This window comes from Spirosoma endbachense (genome assembly GCF_010233585.1).
GTDB lineage: Bacteria > Bacteroidota > Bacteroidia > Cytophagales > Spirosomataceae > Spirosoma > Spirosoma endbachense.
In genome coordinates this window covers 3358387-3373995 of the sequence record NZ_CP045997.1, presented here as the reverse complement: position 1 = coordinate 3373995, position 15609 = coordinate 3358387, and the positions used below count along the sequence as shown (strand labels likewise).

The following is a 15609-nucleotide window of genomic DNA, read 5'->3' as shown; positions in this document are numbered from 1 at the left end:
TGACATGGAGTTAAGCATCGTTATACCAGTCTACAATAGCGAGCGGACAATTGGGCCACTGGTAGAACGGTTGCAGGCCTGTATAACGCAGCATACGTTTGAGGTGGTATTAGTGAACGATGGTAGTGCTGATGGTTCAGAAGCCGTTTGCTTACAAGTTGCCGAGAAGTATGCCAACGTTCGCATTATTTCATTACGCAGAAATTTCGGTGAGTTTAACGCCGTCATGTGTGGACTCAACCAGGCAAAAGGCCAGTATGTCGTTATTATTGACGACGATTTTCAGAACCCTCCTGAAGCCATACTGACCTTGCTCACGGAAGCGACAGTTGGTAACTACGATGTGGTTTACAGTTATTATGCCCAGAAACAACATCACTGGTTCCGAAATGCAGGCAGTTGGCTGGTTAACGCGCTGACTACGTATTCGCTGGGTAAACCCCGCGATTTGTATCTGTCCAGTTTCAAGCTCATTCGCCGTGAAGTTGTCGATGAGATAATCAAATACACAGGGCCTTACCCGTATATTGACGGGTTGATTTTTCGGGTTACAGCTAACATTGGCCGGGTAGAGGTACCCCATCATAGCCGTACGGAAGGTCGCTCAAACTATACGATCAGGAAACTGGTCGCTCTGTTTTTGACTGTATTTATTGGGTATTCGCTCTGGCCAATTCGTGTCTTTACGATGGTGGGCGTTAGTTTGTTCGGTCTGGGAGTAATGACTGGTACCGGGTTGTGGATAGGCTGGCTGACTGACCTTATAAACCCTGCCGGATGGGTCATGGTCAGTTGGGCAATTGGAACCGCCACCGGACTTCAACTCCTCTTTTTAGGTGTGCTAGGGGAGTATCTGGGCAAACTCTTTATGGCCTACAGTGGGTTGCCGACCTATGTAGAAAAGAAACTAAACCATCGAAACCCGACTGACGATTCACAATGATTGGGCATACCGACGAATACGAAAAAATGTTCCGGCTGGAAGGACAGTTATGGTGGTATCGTAGTCTGCATGAGCGTGTAGCTACGACCATCAGGAAGCATTTTGGCGAGCGCCGGGACATACAGATTCTAGATGCGGGCTGTGGAACGGGGGGCTTGCTGGACTTTTTGCGTAAACGCGGCTATACACATCTCAAAGGAATCGATGGATCGACGGATGCCGTAGCGTTCTGTCACGAGCGCGGGTTACCCGTTGTATTTATAAATCTGAATGAGCTGGCTGGCTTTGAGCCGGACGTGCGTTACGATGTCATTGTCTGTAACGATGTTTTTTGTTATTTCAGCGATGACGATTTGCCTAATTTAGTTAAAGCGCTGGCTCATCGACTTAAACCCGACGGCCTACTGATCAGCAACAACAACGCCTTCAATATATTTCGGGGAGAGCACGATCTGGCTGTAGGCAGTGGCCGACGGTTTGTTCAGTCCGATTTTGATCAGTTGATGTCAGATGCTGGATTACGCATCAGGAAAGCAACGTATTGGAGTTTTATTTTGTCACCGCTCATCCTGGCGATCCGGCAGTGGCAAAGCTGGCAGCTCCGATTTGGCTGGATAAAGCCCGAAAATGTCCAGTCGGATGTATATTTGCCCAGTACATGGCTTAACGAAACGCTTTATACGATTGTCAGCACCGAAGCAAAAATCCTTCCCCGAACCCCATTTGGAAGTTCACTGTTTATAGTTTCGAAGCCAGATTCTGCCGATTGAGGTGGTTTGCAGGATGCAACAATCAACGAATAGGTATAAGGCTGGAAGCTACGTAATTAACGATTAGAAATGTTTACTGGAATCATAGAAACCACTGGCCTGGTGGCAGGTATCGAATCTGAAGGCACTAATTTGACCTTTCGTATTGAATCGTCGCTGGCTACTGAATTGAAAATTGATCAGAGTGTCAGCCATAATGGCGTCTGCCTGACAGTTACGAGCGTTGCCGATGGAAGCTATACGGTAACGGCCGTTGACGAAACTCTGAAAAAAACCAATCTGGGGCAGCTTCAGATTGGCGAACGGGTCAATCTTGAGCGATGCATGCCTGCCAATGGCCGGTTTGATGGCCATATCGTTCAGGGTCATGTCGACCAAACGGGAATCTGCACCAATGTGCAGGATCTGGATGGAAGCTGGTTGTTCGATTTTCAGTACGATCCCGATATAGCGGGCAATGTAACGGTTGAAAAAGGGTCAATTTGTATCAATGGAGTGAGTCTAACCGTTTTCAATTCACAGGACGACGGTTTTCGGGTAACAATTATACCCTATACGTATGAACACACGAGTTTTCGGGATCTGAAACCCGGAGATATTGTTAATCTTGAATTTGACGTTGTAGGAAAGTATATTAAAAAAATGCTGGTGGGCTATCGGTAAGCGTTTTCAGATTCTGCTACTTTTGTGACCATTGGTAACTAATAAAATAAGAGGATACATAAATAGTAGTAGATTTCTTGTGACTTCGTTGACCATCCATCGTTTACTATTTATCCCTAATTCCGCAATTTATCACCTGAATGGCTAAAATCAGCACCCGCTCCCTTCCTGACCTGCTGATTCAGATTGGCATCATCCTGGCTCTGGTAGCCGTTTTATTTCTGGGTTTCTTTTTTGTGTATTTGCCATTTACGACCAATCATGGCCAAACGATCACCGTTCCGGATGTTTCCAAGTTGAGTTTTGACGAGATGAAAAATATCCTGAACGACCGTAACCTGCGCTATGAAGTCAGTGATTGTACATTTGTGGCGGGTGCGCAGCCACTGACGGTCTTTCAACAGTATCCGCGGGCCAATTCAAAGGTGAAAGAAGGTCGTAAAATCTACCTTACGCTTATCAAGCGCGTGCCACCGATGGTATCGATGCCTAATCTGGTCGACATGATCGACCGTAGCGCAGCCCGAACCTTGGAATCGCTTGGATTGGTTGAGGGCGAGCGGACCTATGTGCCAGATGTCGCCAAGAATTCGGTACTCCGCCAACTCTATAATGGCAAGGAAATTGTACCCGGTACTCCTGTGCCAAAGGGTGCCCGAATTGATCTTGAAGTTGGCGATGGATTAGGGAATACGATGTTTGAGGTTCCTAACGTTGTAGGATTACAACTTGATGAGGCCGAAGCGGCTATTCGTGGCTCGAATCTTAAAGTTGGCACGAAAATTTCCGTAGAAGATCCTGAAAAGGAAGTTGGTACGGTTGTTCGGCAACGTCCCGAAGCCCGATCGGGTGAGCGAATCCGCGTTGGCGAAACAATGGATTTGTGGGTTGTAGGACCAATTGAACCAAATCAGGAATAACCCGTTTCGGGAACCGATTATACATGGATATTGCGCTACCTGTTATTCCGCATCGATACATTCGTCGGGTGTTTTTATGCGGTTTTCTGCTTTGGGCTTGCTTGTTGTCAGCATCGGTTGGCTTGGCCCAAACGTCGTTGAACTTACCTTTCTTCGATGATTTCGCGAAACCATCCGGTGCAACAGGCGAGCAGCCGAATACGGCGCTCTGGATGCCGGGCAGTGGCGTTTACATCAACAATACGATGGGTATCAATCAGCCCACCGTCAACGTAGCCACCTTTGACGGACTTCGGGCCAATGGATTACCCTATATTCAGACAAATCAACTCGCTCAGGATTATACCGATACGCTCACATCCCGGCCTATTAATCTGGGAGCTATGACCGCCGGTAGCGGTGTTTATCTTAGTTTCTTTTATCAGATTAAAGGCTTAGGCGAGCAGCCCGATGGAGGCAGTATATCCATATTGCCAAGGAAGAGTGTTGTTCCCGGTGATACGACTACGAAATTTGATACCATCGTGAATCAGCCAGCCGATTCGCTATTGCTTCAGTTTCTGGGAAAAGACAATGTATGGCGAAATGTATGGGCAATTGCGGGGGATACAACCAACAATAATTTTATTCAGGCATTTGTATCAATAACTAATCCCATCTATTTCCACCCCGGCTTTGCTTTTCGATTTCGCTCGTTTGGGAGGGCATCCGGCCCATTCGATACCTGGCATATCGATTACGTATACCTGAATAAAGGTCGCTCACCGAACGATAAATTTGTGCTTGATGCGGCTATGCGACAGGCACTGAGCCCGTTTCTAAAACGATATACGGCTATGCCGCTGGCACAGTATCTGGTTAAGCCGGATGCTGAAACGGCTGACACGATTACAACCGATGTCAGGAACCTGAACAATGTATTGAACAACCTGAAATACAATTTCATCGTTCGTGATGAGGTCTCGGGCCGGGTTTTACAGGCCGATACATTAGAAGCTACGAACCGATTTCTGATTGGAGAGTCAGCTTTACTGCGTAAAACTGTCCGGCCGGTTTCGGCCAAGAGCCTGAGTGGGGCTACCCGCGCTGTTTTGCGGTATGAGTATAGCATAAAAACGTCCGATGAGCAGAATCCAACTATTCCAGGACGTGTACTGAAACAGAATGATACTATTTCAACCAGGGCGGTACTCGATAATTACTACGCTTACGACGATGGAACCTGGGAGTATGGCCTGCAGCTTGGACCACGCGAACGGGTTGCTGTGCGCTTTATCCTGAACAAACCCGATACAATGGCTGGCGTTCAGGCCTGTATCGTGCCGTTCCGGACCAATCAGACTGGTCAGCCATTTGTGATTACTGTGTATGGTAATTCTGGCCGAATCAATAACGGAAAGGTTGATGGGCAACCCGGCCCAGTCCTCTATCAAAAAGCCTTCACCATGCAGTATCCAGCCTCTCGTAATGGGTTTATAAACTTTCAGTTTGACAGAGGAATTACCGTTAACGATACGTTCTATATTGGTTATCAGCAGATAAGTACGATTGATACAACATTTCTGCGATTGGGTTTTGACAAAAACAGCCCCTTCGGTTCGCAGATTTTCTATAATGGAGGAAGCCTCTGGGAACAGAATTTAGCGAAGGCGACTAGCCCCAATAATGCAGGCGTGAATTTGCCCGGTGCGTTTATGCTTCGTCCAGTAATGGGTGGTAAAGGAACGGGCCTTGTAACGGCTATTGACGAACCTAAACCGCAGATTCCACTACAGGCCTACCCGAATCCTACAGCTGGCCTTATTCATTGGGACAGTCAACGAGTAAATCGGTTGGACGTAATCAATCTGACTGGCCGAATCCTGCATTCAGTCGAACCAAGTCGGGGGCAGCAAACGTTAGACCTGAGTCATCTGCCCGATGGTTTGTATCTGCTTCGATTCGTTGAGAGCGATCGGTCAGCTGTTCAAAAAGTAATTATTCAACACTAAACAGGTTGTTGTTTAAGGTTGCACTTTTCCGGGGCATAACCCCAAACAGAACATTTTATTGCTTAAGATAAACATGGATATTACAGTACAGGAATTGAAAGAACGTCTTGAGAAAGGCGAAAAATTGAACCTTATCGACGTCCGGGAGCCAAATGAATACGAAGCTGATAACATTGGCGCTCAGCTTATACCATTAGGCGATTTGCCGTATCAACTTGACGAACTCGACGGCCTTCAGGACGAAGAAGTAATTGTTCATTGCCGGTCGGGTAAGCGTAGCGCGATGGCTCAGCAAATTCTGGAACAGAACGGTTTCAACAATGTCCGCAATGTTATTGGCGGCATGCTGGCCTACCGGGCACAATAAACAACCGACAGTAGGCAGCGTTCAGTGAGCAGTAAGCAATGAGTATCAGACTGCCTACTGAAGACTGCCTACTGCCAATTCATAAATCGCTTTATCATCTTCAGGACCAAACCAGTGATAGTCGCCCTGATTATGAAACCAGGTGAGTTGCCGTTTGGCATAACGCCGGGAGTTGCGTTTAAGTAAACGTACCATCTCGTCGTAATCATAATCACCATCCAGATAAGGGAAAATTTCCTGATAGCCCACCGTTTGGAGTGCAGACAGATGCCGATAGGGAAGGAGTAATTGAGCTTCATCAACTAATCCGGCGTTGAGCATAGCATCCATTCGGGCATCGATGCGGTCGTAAAGTTCTTCGCGCGGTCGGTCGAGCGCAACAAACATCGACTGGAAAGGGCGGCTGGCCTTTCGTTTTTGTCGAAACGATGAATAGGGTTTTCCCGTTGATAAACATACCTCAAGCGCGCGTAATACTCGGGCGGGGTTTTGCATATCGGCAGTTTCTACATAGGTAGGATCGAGCCGACGCAATTCATTCTGAAGCACTTCTAACCCTTCTGTTTGCCACCTGAATCGTAATTGCTGGCGTAGGTTCGGGTCTACGGGAGGCATATCATCCAGACCAAAACATACGGCATTGATGTAAAGACCGGTTCCGCCCGATAAAATTATAATGTCTTTTTCCTGAAAGAGCTCATCTAATAAAGTCAGGCATTCACGCTCATAACGGCCCGCATTTACGGCGTCGGTTATCGAATGTGAATCGATAAAATAATGCCGGACACCCTGCATTTCATCAGGCGTGGGCTTGGCTGTACCAATGTTCAGTTCACGATATAGCTGCCGTGAGTCGGCAGAAACGACGTCGGTATGGAGTAACCTGGCGAGCCGGACGCAGAGAGCCGTTTTACCTACAGCTGTAGGCCCGGCTACGATGAGCAATGTCTTCAACTACTATAAATACGAAATACCAGAAAAGACAAAAATAGCAGCTTTTAAGCGTAAGGGCTCTATATGAATCTCGTTGTATTGCATCGGTATGGCTATCAGGTATTTACTGTTTTGCTCCGCAGATTCCTGAGAAGAATTGTAAATAAAGTGTATCAATTAAGGCTACACAATCTCTTAATTTCCATGGTTAATTATACTTATTTAGTTTAAAAAGATTAGCTCAGTTAAACGTATTTATTGTGGATTTCGAGTCTATGAACAATGGGAAATCTATCAGAAATTTATACGATAATAAGGGTCATCTAGTCAGAAATAGTGTTATGATCCATCTCTGATATGTAACTGTTATTTTCAAATTTTACATTAATTATTTTGCGTGATTTTTTAACTATATCCGAAGATGCCAGTTTATACAGATAACTACTAAAAAAAACGCTTTTTGCTGCTTACTTAGCTAAAGGGCTTTCTGCTGAATGGTAGGTAGTTATAAGTGCTTTTTTTGATATGGCTCAATCTGAGATTTTGTCATATATAATAAAGTTGGCATAATCATTTATATTTGCTCATGTTGGTACAATTACCTACTAATCAGTATGTTGCACACCAAAAGGTTAGTGTGATCCTTTCCCATGAACGATAATACCCATACACAAATCTTCTCTGACGTCTCGCATCCGGTTCTGAAAAAAACATTGGATATCATTTGCGGCAAATGGCGCCTTTACATTATTTTTCAATTAAGTGAACAGGATCGACGATATGGTGAATTGCGCCGAATGGTCCCTGATGTTAGCGAAAAAGTATTGATCCAGGAGTTGAAAGCTTTAGTAGCACTAGGGGTGCTACAGAAAAAATCGTATAACGAAGTGCCGCCACGTGTTGAATACGGTCTTACCGAAAAGGCACGGGAAGTTTTACCTATTTTACAACAGATAATGGTCATTGGAAAAACGTTTCTTGTGCCATAGTTGTAAGGACGTAACTATTTTTGGCTTCGTATCGTTATTCGATCTGAATCGCTGGGTACGAAGAATACATGAAACTTTTGATTAGCAGTTTTTTGGCGGGTGTGTTATGGTTGCTGAGGCCAAATGTTGCTCCTATTCAGAGCAACATTCATCGCCCGGCTACCACTGCTACAACTGTTCTGTATGAAACCTCATTACGTTTTAACATTTATACATTCACCATTACGGCTACTGACAGTGGTGCCGTTCGCGATCTGGCTGTAAAAGCGTATCGGGGCACTTTATTGCTCACCAATTTCCGCACTCGCGTCGATGGAGCAGTTACGGGTGCTGAAGTCGCCGATCTGGATAACAACCGATTTCCTGAGTTGTATGTCTACAGCACCAGCGATGGCAGCGGGTCATTTGGGCGAGTATATGGCTGGCAGTTCCTGCCCGAACGAATGGCTGCAATTCAAACCCCAAACTGGTTAAAAGGCTTTGAAGGATACATGGGCCATGACAGTCTGTGGGTCGAGCGGGACGTTCTGTGCCGTAAATTCCCGATTTATAATTCGGGGGATGCCAATGCTGAACCAACCGGCGGAGTAAAGATGCAACGCTACCGGTTGCGGCCGGGTGGGCAGTCATTTACGCTTGTTCCAGATCAGCCGACCGACCAATCGGCTGGCAGATAGTTCATATGTTTCAGGAAAAAGAAAACGCAGCCGTACGGCCGCGTTTTCTTTTTCCTGAAACTTCTCTTCCTAAAATAATCGAATGCCAAGTGATAATGTGGCAATACCCAGGTAACCGGTAATGTCTTTGTTTTTATAGATTCCGCCCACTGGGGCCGCATACCGGGCGTCGAGATCCAGGCGATTGAAGAATGTATACCCTACACCAATTTCGGCCGCGTAGGTAAATGACTTAACCTCCAGAATACTTTCCGTTGGGCTTTGCGGGTTCGGATTTTTTAGATCTGACGTCGTTTCCGGCGTTGGAATGCTAAGCGACAGAATTGTGGCTGTCGACGTTCGTTTAGCTTGGGCTTTGGTTGTAAACAGCAGATTTGGCCCAATGAATGCCCGTACTTTACCACCTGCCCATTTTTTTCCAAATAAGATTGGAACATTAACGGATTCAAGCACTGATTCCGAAACGGTATTGATGCTGGCGGGGGTTGAAGCCGGTATTTGTGCAGGAAGCGTTTGTCCCGCCAGAACGGCAGCAACGGCTGCGGGTACGGTGAAATCCGTTTTCTGATTGAGAACGAACCTATTGTAGTCAACTTCAACCTGTATAAAGAATTTGTTGAAATTCTGGCGACCCCAAAGCCCGAACGAATAGCCATAGCCAACCCCGTTATTCTGGTTGTTCAACTGAGGAATCGCAAGCGAAGCGGAGAGGGGGACTGACGGGATTGTCGTGTGACCATGTGTGAATGTGGCACCTCCTTTAAGGCCACCTTCAAAATTACCCTGAGCTAATGCAGTCACCGTACTCGTGAAGAACACCAGCGCAGCAAGTTTTAGTCGTTTCATGAATGAGTCAGCTAAACTACCAATAGTAAAAAAATGAGAAATAATTGACGTTGAAGCGCGAAAATAAGCGTTCCTGCATCTAGAACGGGCTTTATTATCGAATTGTTATTAGCCTTTCTGGCAAATAGAGTAAACATTAACAGAGTAGGATGGTTGTTTGAAATAGATTTATTGGCTTATTTGCCAACCGTTAAATTGATGTTTCACTATAAACCACGCTAAACGAATGGGTCTCTTATCGTTTTTCAAAGGAGTTGGAGAAAAGATCTTCCATAAGGAGCAAACGGCACCGCCCGCTGATCCGGTACAAGCCGAAAAGGTCGAGCCAGTACGTGCCCAGGCATTACTTGACCATGTCAAACAATTGGGATTGTCGTATAACAGTCTGACTGTTAAAACGAAAGGGGATACTGTCACACTGACGGGTTCTGTTAAGTCGCAGGAAGACTCAGAAAAGATCGCTTTAGCTGTTGGTAATGTAGAAGGTGTTAGCGCAGTTGATAACCAACTGCAAGTGGATGAGCCAACGCCAGAAGGTAAATATTATACCGTAAAATCAGGTGATTCATTGTCAAAAATCGCTAAGGAGGTTTATGGTGATCCAATGAAATACGGCGTTATTTTCGAGGCTAACAAGCCAATGCTAAAAGATCCTGATCTGATCTACCCGGATCAGGTATTGCGCATTCCTACGTTGTAATTGTATTGAAATTTTTTTTGGCGGTGGCGTTATCTGTATAACGCCACCGCCCTTTTTCTTTTATAGTGCATTGAATAGCCTTTCCGAACATTCATACGAATGGACCAGTTTTAGTAATCTCAACTGTATGAAAGACTTATGGCTATTCATTTATTATCCTACCTGAAAGAGCAGTTCACACCGGGCGTAATTGATCAGCTCAGTGGCGATCTTGGCGAAACACCTGCAGGCACCCTTAAAGCTGTTACGGGTTCGTTACCCACGTTGCTGGGTGCTTTGACCCGGCGTATTCAGACAACCGGGGGGGCTATGGCAATTATTAGTTTTCTGGAAAAAGGCGATTACGGCGATACGCCCCTCGATGTGGGGCAGGTGACCGATTCTCGGCCGAAAACTGCCGACACATCTGCCGCTGGACGTGCTTTTCTTGATGCGGTTTTTGACGATAAACTCACCCGAACCACCGGCCTTATCAGTACATACAGTGGGGTGAAACCAGAGTCGTCGCTGATAATTCTGGAATTAGCAGGCTCTGTACTAATGGGCGTTCTGGGCAGGCAGGAGCAGGAAAAGGGCCTGACCGCCAACAGCCTTACCACATTGTTGCAGGGACAGGCTTCCGATTTCAGAACGGCGCTGCCCAGCGGCCTGGATGCCGTTGGTAGTTTGCTTGGGTTTGACGAACTGGTAACAACATCAGGACCAACAACCGAAGTGCAGGGTGAAGATAATTTCAGTGGCACGGTTCTAAATCCTAATATTCCAAAAAGCGATGAAGGCGACCGCCGACGTGAAAACGTTAGCTGGTTGCGCTGGGTTATGTTTGCCATTGCCGCTTTGGTTCTGGCCTTACTCGTGCAAAAGTGCCGCGAAAACCAAAACGGTGTCGATGGTATTAGTACTGACTCAACCAGTCGGGTCGAATCAAATGCTGTAGAAGATACGTCGGCAGCAACAAAGCAAAGTATAAAGGAAGCCCACGGACAGGTTGATGATTCAACCGCTTCTGGCCCATTAGGGAGCCGTGATTCAGCTCGGTCCCGTCCATAAACAAAGGCTATGACGTTAAAGTAGGAGACAGCCCTGACTGTAACAGCAAACAGACTAACCTGCGATCATGTTTTCGTCGTCAGGTACTACTATGCGCTCAAGCATGAACGCGCCCATTCAGGCCCCTCCCGATAGTGCCGATGCTCGGGGAGCCGTTGTGCCTGCCGAAATTAACGTGAAAGCGAAGAAATAACCCCAGGAGTCGGTGAGTCAATCCCTATATGACCTATATTGCCGTCTGATTGACTTACCGACTTCATTATGTTTGTTGACGCCATTGAGCGCATTGATCTCTTTACCCGACCTCTTCATTCCATTGTCCGGCTATATGGCCACAACGAAATTGTACCGGGTAGTGCCACCCTGTTTTTTGTAAACGAACAAGGCTGTGCTGTTACCTGTAAGCATGTTGCCGAACTGGTTGCCAAAGCCGATGCCATTTATCATAACTATCGCGATTTTCAGGGTGCGCGTCGGGACGTTCTGCGCGAAAAAGATGCAGCACAGCGAATTAGCCAGCTGGAGGTAAAATTCAAGCTCCAGTCTGAAACGATTATCCGGGTCCGGAATAGTTTTGTGGGATGCGTTGATCAGTATAAAGAACTGACCATTGATATGCACCCTACACAAGATCTGGCTCTTCTACGGTTCAAAGGGTACAATCGATTGCTATACGGTTCCTATGCCACGTTTCTGGGTGATAGCAACCGGGTAAAACCTGGCCGGAGTCTTTGCCGCCTGGGTTACCCATTCCCTGAATTTACAAATTTTCGCTATAACGCATCCGTTGACGATATTGAATGGACGGCCGATGGTCGTGTAACATCACCCCGCTTTCCAATCGATGGTATCGTAACCCGATTACTGAGTGAAAACGGTGGTATAACCGGAATCGAACTAAGCACACCGGGTCTTAGAGGACAAAGTGGCGGACCTTTATTTGACACCAATGGCCTGATCTATGGCATGCAGTCAGCGACTCGCCACCTCCATCTCGGATTTGATATCGAAGACCGCGAAGTATTGGTCAATGGCCGTAAAAGCCGGGTGTCGAACTATCCATTTCTGAATGTCGGGCAATGCGTTCACGTTGATGTGATCAAGACATTTTTACGGGAACGTGGAGTGAAGTACTACGAGGGATAAAGTTGAGTTAAGCGCTTTTACGATACTTTTCATACCAGATGAGTGAAACAGTACCCTTACCTATTTAATGAATTGGCCTGGCTGGTTCTGTCGCAATCAGTTGGCCGTCGTTACCAAATACAGCTACAACGGGCTTGCCGCGCTGCGTAAAATGAGCAAATGAATAGTCGGCGTTTTCGGTCCAGTTAATGGCAGAAACATTACCGAATTTTTTGACGAAAGCCTGCTCAACTGTTGCGTTGGGTTTATCGGCCGATGAGCAGCTCACAAGCCAGCCACCGATCAGGAGACTGACAACCCACTTTTTTATTGCATTCATAACAAAATCAGTTTATTGAATTCTTGAATCGTTCAACGCATCAAAAGTGGCAAAATGGTCTTAAATGGCTTTTAAAATAAAGTTAAAAGGCTCTTAAAGTGAATGGATTAGCCGCATTTTTCAGGCGGATAGCTTAGCTATTTCAAGCAAATAATGGGATGGGTATTCGATCAGTGCCTCGAAAACCCTCGATAGCTTTTGGCAGTTAACAGGTTGGATGTCACTAATGCACATTCACTACTGAAACATGTTAAAACGCAGAGGTTCGGCCGTTTGGAAAGGTGGCTTACAGGACGGTACTGGTATTATTTCTTCTTTTAGCGGTGTGCTGAATAACACGCCGTATTCGTTTAAAACCCGGCTCGTTAGCGAAGATGGTAAAGCCGGTACTAATCCCGAAGAGCTGTTGGCCGCAGCCCACGCGGGTTGTTTTGGTATGGCCGTCAGCGCAGTGCTGGGGCAGGCTGGTTTTACCGCCGACGAACTGAGCGTTAATGCTACACTGACATTGGAAACCGATGGCGTGCCCAAAATAACAGCTGTCGACTTGCAGATTACGGGCAAGGTGCCTGGTATTTCGCAGGAGCAATTCGAGAAAATCGCATCGGATGCTTCCAAAACGTGTATCATTTCCCAGGCGCTGAACCCCAACATTAACGTAACGAAAGTTGCAACGCTCGAAGCGTATTGATGAAAGTACTGTCGATTATTGGTGTCGGACCAGGCATTAGCCTGGCCGTGGCACGTCGGTTTGCGCGCGAAGGTTTTGCCGTCGCTCTGATCTCACGTAATAGGATCAAGTTGGAGGGCTACATTCGCGATCTGAAAGCTGATGGAATTGAAGCCGCAGCTTTTCAGTACGACTCCTCTGATTCAGCCTCGCTCGAAACGGCTCTCAAACAAATTGAACAACAACTTGGACCAACTACTGTGCTTCATTATAATGCGGCTTCTCTCCATAATGGAAGCCTTGAGCAGGAAACGGCCGATTCGCTTATTGCCGATTTCCGGGTTAATACGGCAAATGTAGTTGCGGCTGTTAATGCGGTGCGTGGGAAAATGGTATCGGGCGAGGGGGGCATTCTGCTAACAGGTGGCGGACTGGCGTATATGACCGCAACTGATTACCTGTCGCTGACATTAGGCAAGGCAGCAACCGTAACGCTGGCAAACCTGTTAAATAAAACATTGAAGCCTGCGGGTATATTCGTAGGCACCGTAACCGTCAGCGGGAGTGTGCACCCAACTGCTCAGAAACACACGCCCGATAATATTGCTGAAGAATTCTGGAAATTGTATTCGGATCGCAGTACGGTGGAAGTGCGGTTCTGATCGGTTAGTGAACGAACAACCGGGTGTTGGCTGTATCTTTGAGCGGCCAACACTTTTTTTATGTCCGAACTAACAACGCTGACCTCCAGGCAAACGTCCCTTACGACCGACGCGCTTGCGTTGCTTAAACGTCTCATTGCAACCCAGTCGTTTAGTCGCGAAGAGGATCGAACGGCAGTTTTGATTGACGATTTTTTTCGCCAAAAGGGGATACCGTTTGAGCGGCTCAGGAATAATATCTGGGCCAAAAATCGCTATTTCGACGAACACAAGCCAACCGTGCTGCTTAATTCGCATCACGATACGGTTAGACCCAATAAATCCTGGACACTTGACCCGTTTGAGCCGCTAGAACGCGACGACAAACTATACGGCCTTGGCTCTAATGATGCAGGAGGCTGCCTGGTGTCGCTCCTGGCCACATTCGCCTATTTCTACGATCGGTCCGACATGGCTTATAACCTGGTTATAGCCGCTTCGGCAGAGGAAGAAATCTCGGGGCGCGATGGGTTGGAATTACTGCTTCCAGAACTACCCCCAATCGATTTTGCTATTGTCGGTGAGCCGACCGAAATGCAGTTGGCCGTTGCCGAAAAAGGCTTGCTCGTGATCGACTGCACCGCCCATGGCATCAGTGGCCATGCCGCCCGCGATGAAGGTGATAATGCTATTTACAAAGCGATTAAGGATATTAACTGGCTTACCACCTACCAGTTTCCGAAGGTGTCGCCAACGCTCGGGCCGGTAAAACTATCCGTCACGATCATTAATGCCGGTACTCAGCACAACGTTGTCCCCGATACGTGCACGTTCACGATCGATGTGCGCGTTACGGAGCAATACACGCTGGAAGAGGTTATTGAAACGATACAGGCCAATATCGAATCTGAAGTCAAACCACGCTCCATTCGGCTGAAACCGTCGAGCATTCCGATCGATCATCCTATCGTGAAAGCGGGCCTTGCGTTGGGGCGGCATACGTATGGCTCACCGACTACCTCCGATCAGGCTGTACTGAACTGCTTTTCGCTTAAATGCGGCCCCGGTCATTCGGGACGCTCGCACTCGGCCGATGAATTTATCTATCTTCGGGAAATTGCCGAAGGAGTGGATGGCTACATTCGGATGCTTGAACAGGTGTTGTAAGACCGTTTTCCGGAAGGTACCTACGGCTGTATCGCTTTTTTGTGAAAAAATCAGGAATATTTTTAATCAAATCGATAGATTAGACTAAGGGTAAGCCTTCTTGTTCGTGTCATTCTGGTATCTGACCGCCTAACCGATGACTGAATCTGAAGGCCAACCTCTATCTAATCAAGGCAATTTCCCGCGTCCGTTCCAGACACCTGACCGTGTTACGTCGATCGTGGATAACGAACATATTGTCCGATCTGCCTTTACCAACTCGCCCCAAAAGGGGTTCGAGGCATTATTCCGGCTTTATTATCTGCCTCTTTGCAGCCACGCCGTACGCTTTGTTTATACCCGTGAAGTCGCCGAAGATATTGTCGGCGAAGTGTTTTACCAGCTTTGGAAAACAGGTAGTTATGCGACGATTCAGCACACCTACCGAACATACCTCTACGCAGCCGTTCGGCATCGGGCCTATAACTACCTCCGCGACGAACTAACGGGTAATCGAACACCAGCGTCGCTCGACGACATAGGCGAAACAAGTCTGGGTGAAACGCCCCAAACGCTCATTGAATACGATGAGACATTCCAGCGGGTAGAAAAAGTAATTCACGAACTGCCACCGCAATGCCAGCGGATATTCCTGATGAGCCGCTTCGAGAATCGCAAAAATCAGGAAATCGCCGACGAACTTGGCCTGGCGCTCAAAACCGTTGAAGCGCATATGGCTCGCGCCCTTCAGCAATTGCGTCGAGTGTTTCTACCGATTGGTCTGTTTCTTTTTCTCCCATTTCACTAAGGGTAACGCTATTCGCTTGTGTCAAAATAA

Annotated in this window: 18 protein-coding genes; 15 read left to right on the top strand and 3 right to left on the bottom strand. The window is 47.0% G+C overall.

The window, feature by feature from the left end:
* The first annotated feature begins 4 nt into the window (after nucleotides 1-4).
* From GJR95_RS13405 to GJR95_RS13380, 6 genes are all read left to right on the top strand, one after another.
* On the top strand, nucleotides 5-943 hold the full coding sequence (locus GJR95_RS13405; RefSeq protein WP_162386344.1) for a glycosyltransferase family 2 protein: 939 nt from the start codon (nucleotides 5-7) through the stop codon (nucleotides 941-943).
* Nucleotides 940-1713, top strand: a complete 774-nt coding sequence (locus GJR95_RS13400; RefSeq protein ID WP_162386343.1) for a class I SAM-dependent DNA methyltransferase — start codon at nucleotides 940-942, stop codon at nucleotides 1711-1713. Before GJR95_RS13405 ends, GJR95_RS13400 begins: the two co-directional genes overlap by 4 nt.
* Nucleotides 1714-1782: 69 nt before the next feature.
* Entirely contained in the window at nucleotides 1783-2376 is a 594-nt protein-coding gene (locus tag GJR95_RS13395; protein WP_162386342.1) for a riboflavin synthase, read from the top strand.
* Nucleotides 2377-2516: 140 nt separating this feature from the next.
* Nucleotides 2517-3296 (top strand): PASTA domain-containing protein, encoded by a 780-nt coding sequence (locus GJR95_RS13390; RefSeq protein ID WP_162386341.1) that lies wholly within the window; start codon nucleotides 2517-2519, stop codon nucleotides 3294-3296.
* A 23-nt stretch (nucleotides 3297-3319) separates the two neighbouring features.
* Entirely contained in the window at nucleotides 3320-5287 is a 1968-nt protein-coding gene (locus tag GJR95_RS13385; protein WP_162386340.1) for a T9SS type A sorting domain-containing protein, read from the top strand.
* Between the two features lie 73 nt (nucleotides 5288-5360).
* Nucleotides 5361-5654, top strand: a complete 294-nt coding sequence (locus GJR95_RS13380; RefSeq protein ID WP_162386339.1) for a rhodanese-like domain-containing protein — start codon at nucleotides 5361-5363, stop codon at nucleotides 5652-5654.
* Between the two features lie 54 nt (nucleotides 5655-5708).
* On the opposite strand, the gene miaA is transcribed toward GJR95_RS13380, so the two are convergent.
* Nucleotides 5709-6608 carry a tRNA (adenosine(37)-N6)-dimethylallyltransferase MiaA gene (gene miaA, locus GJR95_RS13375; RefSeq protein ID WP_162386338.1) on the bottom strand — a complete coding sequence of 300 codons (900 nt, stop codon included), beginning with the start codon at nucleotides 6606-6608 and terminating at the stop codon, nucleotides 5709-5711.
* Between the two features lie 629 nt (nucleotides 6609-7237).
* Between miaA and GJR95_RS13370 the strand changes: the two genes are divergently transcribed.
* A complete protein-coding gene (locus GJR95_RS13370) occupies nucleotides 7238-7576 on the top strand; it encodes a winged helix-turn-helix transcriptional regulator (RefSeq protein WP_162386337.1) in 339 nt (112 codons plus the stop codon).
* Between the two features lie 68 nt (nucleotides 7577-7644).
* Nucleotides 7645-8253 carry a hypothetical protein gene (locus tag GJR95_RS13365; RefSeq protein WP_232541180.1) on the top strand — a complete coding sequence of 203 codons (609 nt, stop codon included), beginning with the start codon at nucleotides 7645-7647 and terminating at the stop codon, nucleotides 8251-8253.
* Between the two features lie 69 nt (nucleotides 8254-8322).
* Here the strand turns inward: GJR95_RS13365 and GJR95_RS13360 are convergent, their stop codons facing one another.
* A complete protein-coding gene (locus tag GJR95_RS13360) occupies nucleotides 8323-9099 on the bottom strand; it encodes an outer membrane beta-barrel protein (RefSeq protein ID WP_162386336.1) in 777 nt (258 codons plus the stop codon).
* 226 nt (nucleotides 9100-9325) lie between these two features.
* On the opposite strand from GJR95_RS13360, the gene lysM reads away from it, so the two are divergent.
* From lysM to GJR95_RS13345, 3 genes are all read left to right on the top strand, one after another.
* The gene (gene lysM / locus GJR95_RS13355; RefSeq protein ID WP_162386335.1) at nucleotides 9326-9799 is read left to right on the top strand and encodes a peptidoglycan-binding protein LysM; all 474 of its coding nucleotides are present in this window, start codon (nucleotides 9326-9328) and stop codon (nucleotides 9797-9799) included.
* Nucleotides 9800-9937: 138 nt separating this feature from the next.
* Nucleotides 9938-10849, top strand: a complete 912-nt coding sequence (locus GJR95_RS13350; RefSeq protein ID WP_162386334.1) for a DUF937 domain-containing protein — start codon at nucleotides 9938-9940, stop codon at nucleotides 10847-10849.
* Nucleotides 10850-11110: 261 nt separating this feature from the next.
* On the top strand, nucleotides 11111-11995 hold the full coding sequence (locus tag GJR95_RS13345; protein ID WP_162386333.1) for a S1 family peptidase: 885 nt from the start codon (nucleotides 11111-11113) through the stop codon (nucleotides 11993-11995).
* A 64-nt stretch (nucleotides 11996-12059) separates the two neighbouring features.
* Here the strand turns inward: GJR95_RS13345 and GJR95_RS13340 are convergent, their stop codons facing one another.
* Nucleotides 12060-12314 (bottom strand): hypothetical protein, encoded by a 255-nt coding sequence (locus tag GJR95_RS13340; RefSeq protein ID WP_162386332.1) that lies wholly within the window; start codon nucleotides 12312-12314, stop codon nucleotides 12060-12062.
* 247 nt (nucleotides 12315-12561) lie between these two features.
* Between GJR95_RS13340 and GJR95_RS13335 the strand changes: the two genes are divergently transcribed.
* The 4 genes from GJR95_RS13335 (at nucleotide 12562) to GJR95_RS13320 (ending at nucleotide 15579) form a co-directional block, all read left to right on the top strand.
* A complete protein-coding gene (locus GJR95_RS13335; RefSeq protein ID WP_162386331.1) occupies nucleotides 12562-13005 on the top strand; it encodes an OsmC family peroxiredoxin in 444 nt (147 codons plus the stop codon).
* Complete coding sequence (locus GJR95_RS13330) at nucleotides 13005-13646, top strand: SDR family NAD(P)-dependent oxidoreductase (protein ID WP_162386330.1); 642 nt, start codon at nucleotides 13005-13007, stop codon at nucleotides 13644-13646. Before GJR95_RS13335 ends, GJR95_RS13330 begins: the two co-directional genes overlap by 1 nt.
* 60 nt (nucleotides 13647-13706) lie before the next feature.
* Nucleotides 13707-14792: a M20 family metallo-hydrolase gene (locus GJR95_RS13325; RefSeq protein ID WP_162386329.1), complete on the top strand. Its 1086-nt coding sequence runs from the start codon at nucleotides 13707-13709 to the stop codon at nucleotides 14790-14792.
* A 136-nt stretch (nucleotides 14793-14928) separates the two neighbouring features.
* A complete protein-coding gene (locus GJR95_RS13320; RefSeq protein WP_162386328.1) occupies nucleotides 14929-15579 on the top strand; it encodes an RNA polymerase sigma-70 factor in 651 nt (216 codons plus the stop codon).
* Nucleotides 15580-15609 lie beyond the last annotated feature (30 nt).

Excerpts from the sequence above, each read along its gene's own strand:
- GJR95_RS13365 (WP_232541180.1), top strand. The coding sequence starts at position 7,645 with ATGAAACTTTTGATTAGCAGTTTTTTGGCGGGTGTGTTATGGTTGCTG.
- GJR95_RS13385 (WP_162386340.1), top strand. The coding sequence starts at position 3,320 with ATGGATATTGCGCTACCTGTTATTCCGCATCGATACATTCGTCGGGTG.
- GJR95_RS13390 (WP_162386341.1), top strand. The coding sequence starts at position 2,517 with ATGGCTAAAATCAGCACCCGCTCCCTTCCTGACCTGCTGATTCAGATT.
- GJR95_RS13320 (WP_162386328.1), top strand. The coding sequence starts at position 14,929 with ATGACTGAATCTGAAGGCCAACCTCTATCTAATCAAGGCAATTTCCCG.
- GJR95_RS13345 (WP_162386333.1), top strand. The coding sequence starts at position 11,111 with ATGTTTGTTGACGCCATTGAGCGCATTGATCTCTTTACCCGACCTCTT.
- GJR95_RS13325 (WP_162386329.1), top strand. The coding sequence starts at position 13,707 with ATGTCCGAACTAACAACGCTGACCTCCAGGCAAACGTCCCTTACGACC.
- GJR95_RS13350 (WP_162386334.1), top strand. The coding sequence starts at position 9,938 with ATGGCTATTCATTTATTATCCTACCTGAAAGAGCAGTTCACACCGGGC.
- GJR95_RS13405 (WP_162386344.1), top strand. The coding sequence starts at position 5 with ATGGAGTTAAGCATCGTTATACCAGTCTACAATAGCGAGCGGACAATT.
- GJR95_RS13370 (WP_162386337.1), top strand. The coding sequence starts at position 7,238 with ATGAACGATAATACCCATACACAAATCTTCTCTGACGTCTCGCATCCG.
- lysM (WP_162386335.1), top strand. The coding sequence starts at position 9,326 with ATGGGTCTCTTATCGTTTTTCAAAGGAGTTGGAGAAAAGATCTTCCAT.
- GJR95_RS13400 (WP_162386343.1), top strand. The coding sequence starts at position 940 with ATGATTGGGCATACCGACGAATACGAAAAAATGTTCCGGCTGGAAGGA.
- GJR95_RS13395 (WP_162386342.1), top strand. The coding sequence starts at position 1,783 with ATGTTTACTGGAATCATAGAAACCACTGGCCTGGTGGCAGGTATCGAA.
- GJR95_RS13340 (WP_162386332.1), bottom strand. The coding sequence starts at position 12,314 with ATGAATGCAATAAAAAAGTGGGTTGTCAGTCTCCTGATCGGTGGCTGG.
- GJR95_RS13360 (WP_162386336.1), bottom strand. The coding sequence starts at position 9,099 with ATGAAACGACTAAAACTTGCTGCGCTGGTGTTCTTCACGAGTACGGTG.
- GJR95_RS13335 (WP_162386331.1), top strand. The coding sequence starts at position 12,562 with ATGTTAAAACGCAGAGGTTCGGCCGTTTGGAAAGGTGGCTTACAGGAC.
- GJR95_RS13380 (WP_162386339.1), top strand. The coding sequence starts at position 5,361 with ATGGATATTACAGTACAGGAATTGAAAGAACGTCTTGAGAAAGGCGAA.
- GJR95_RS13330 (WP_162386330.1), top strand. The coding sequence starts at position 13,005 with ATGAAAGTACTGTCGATTATTGGTGTCGGACCAGGCATTAGCCTGGCC.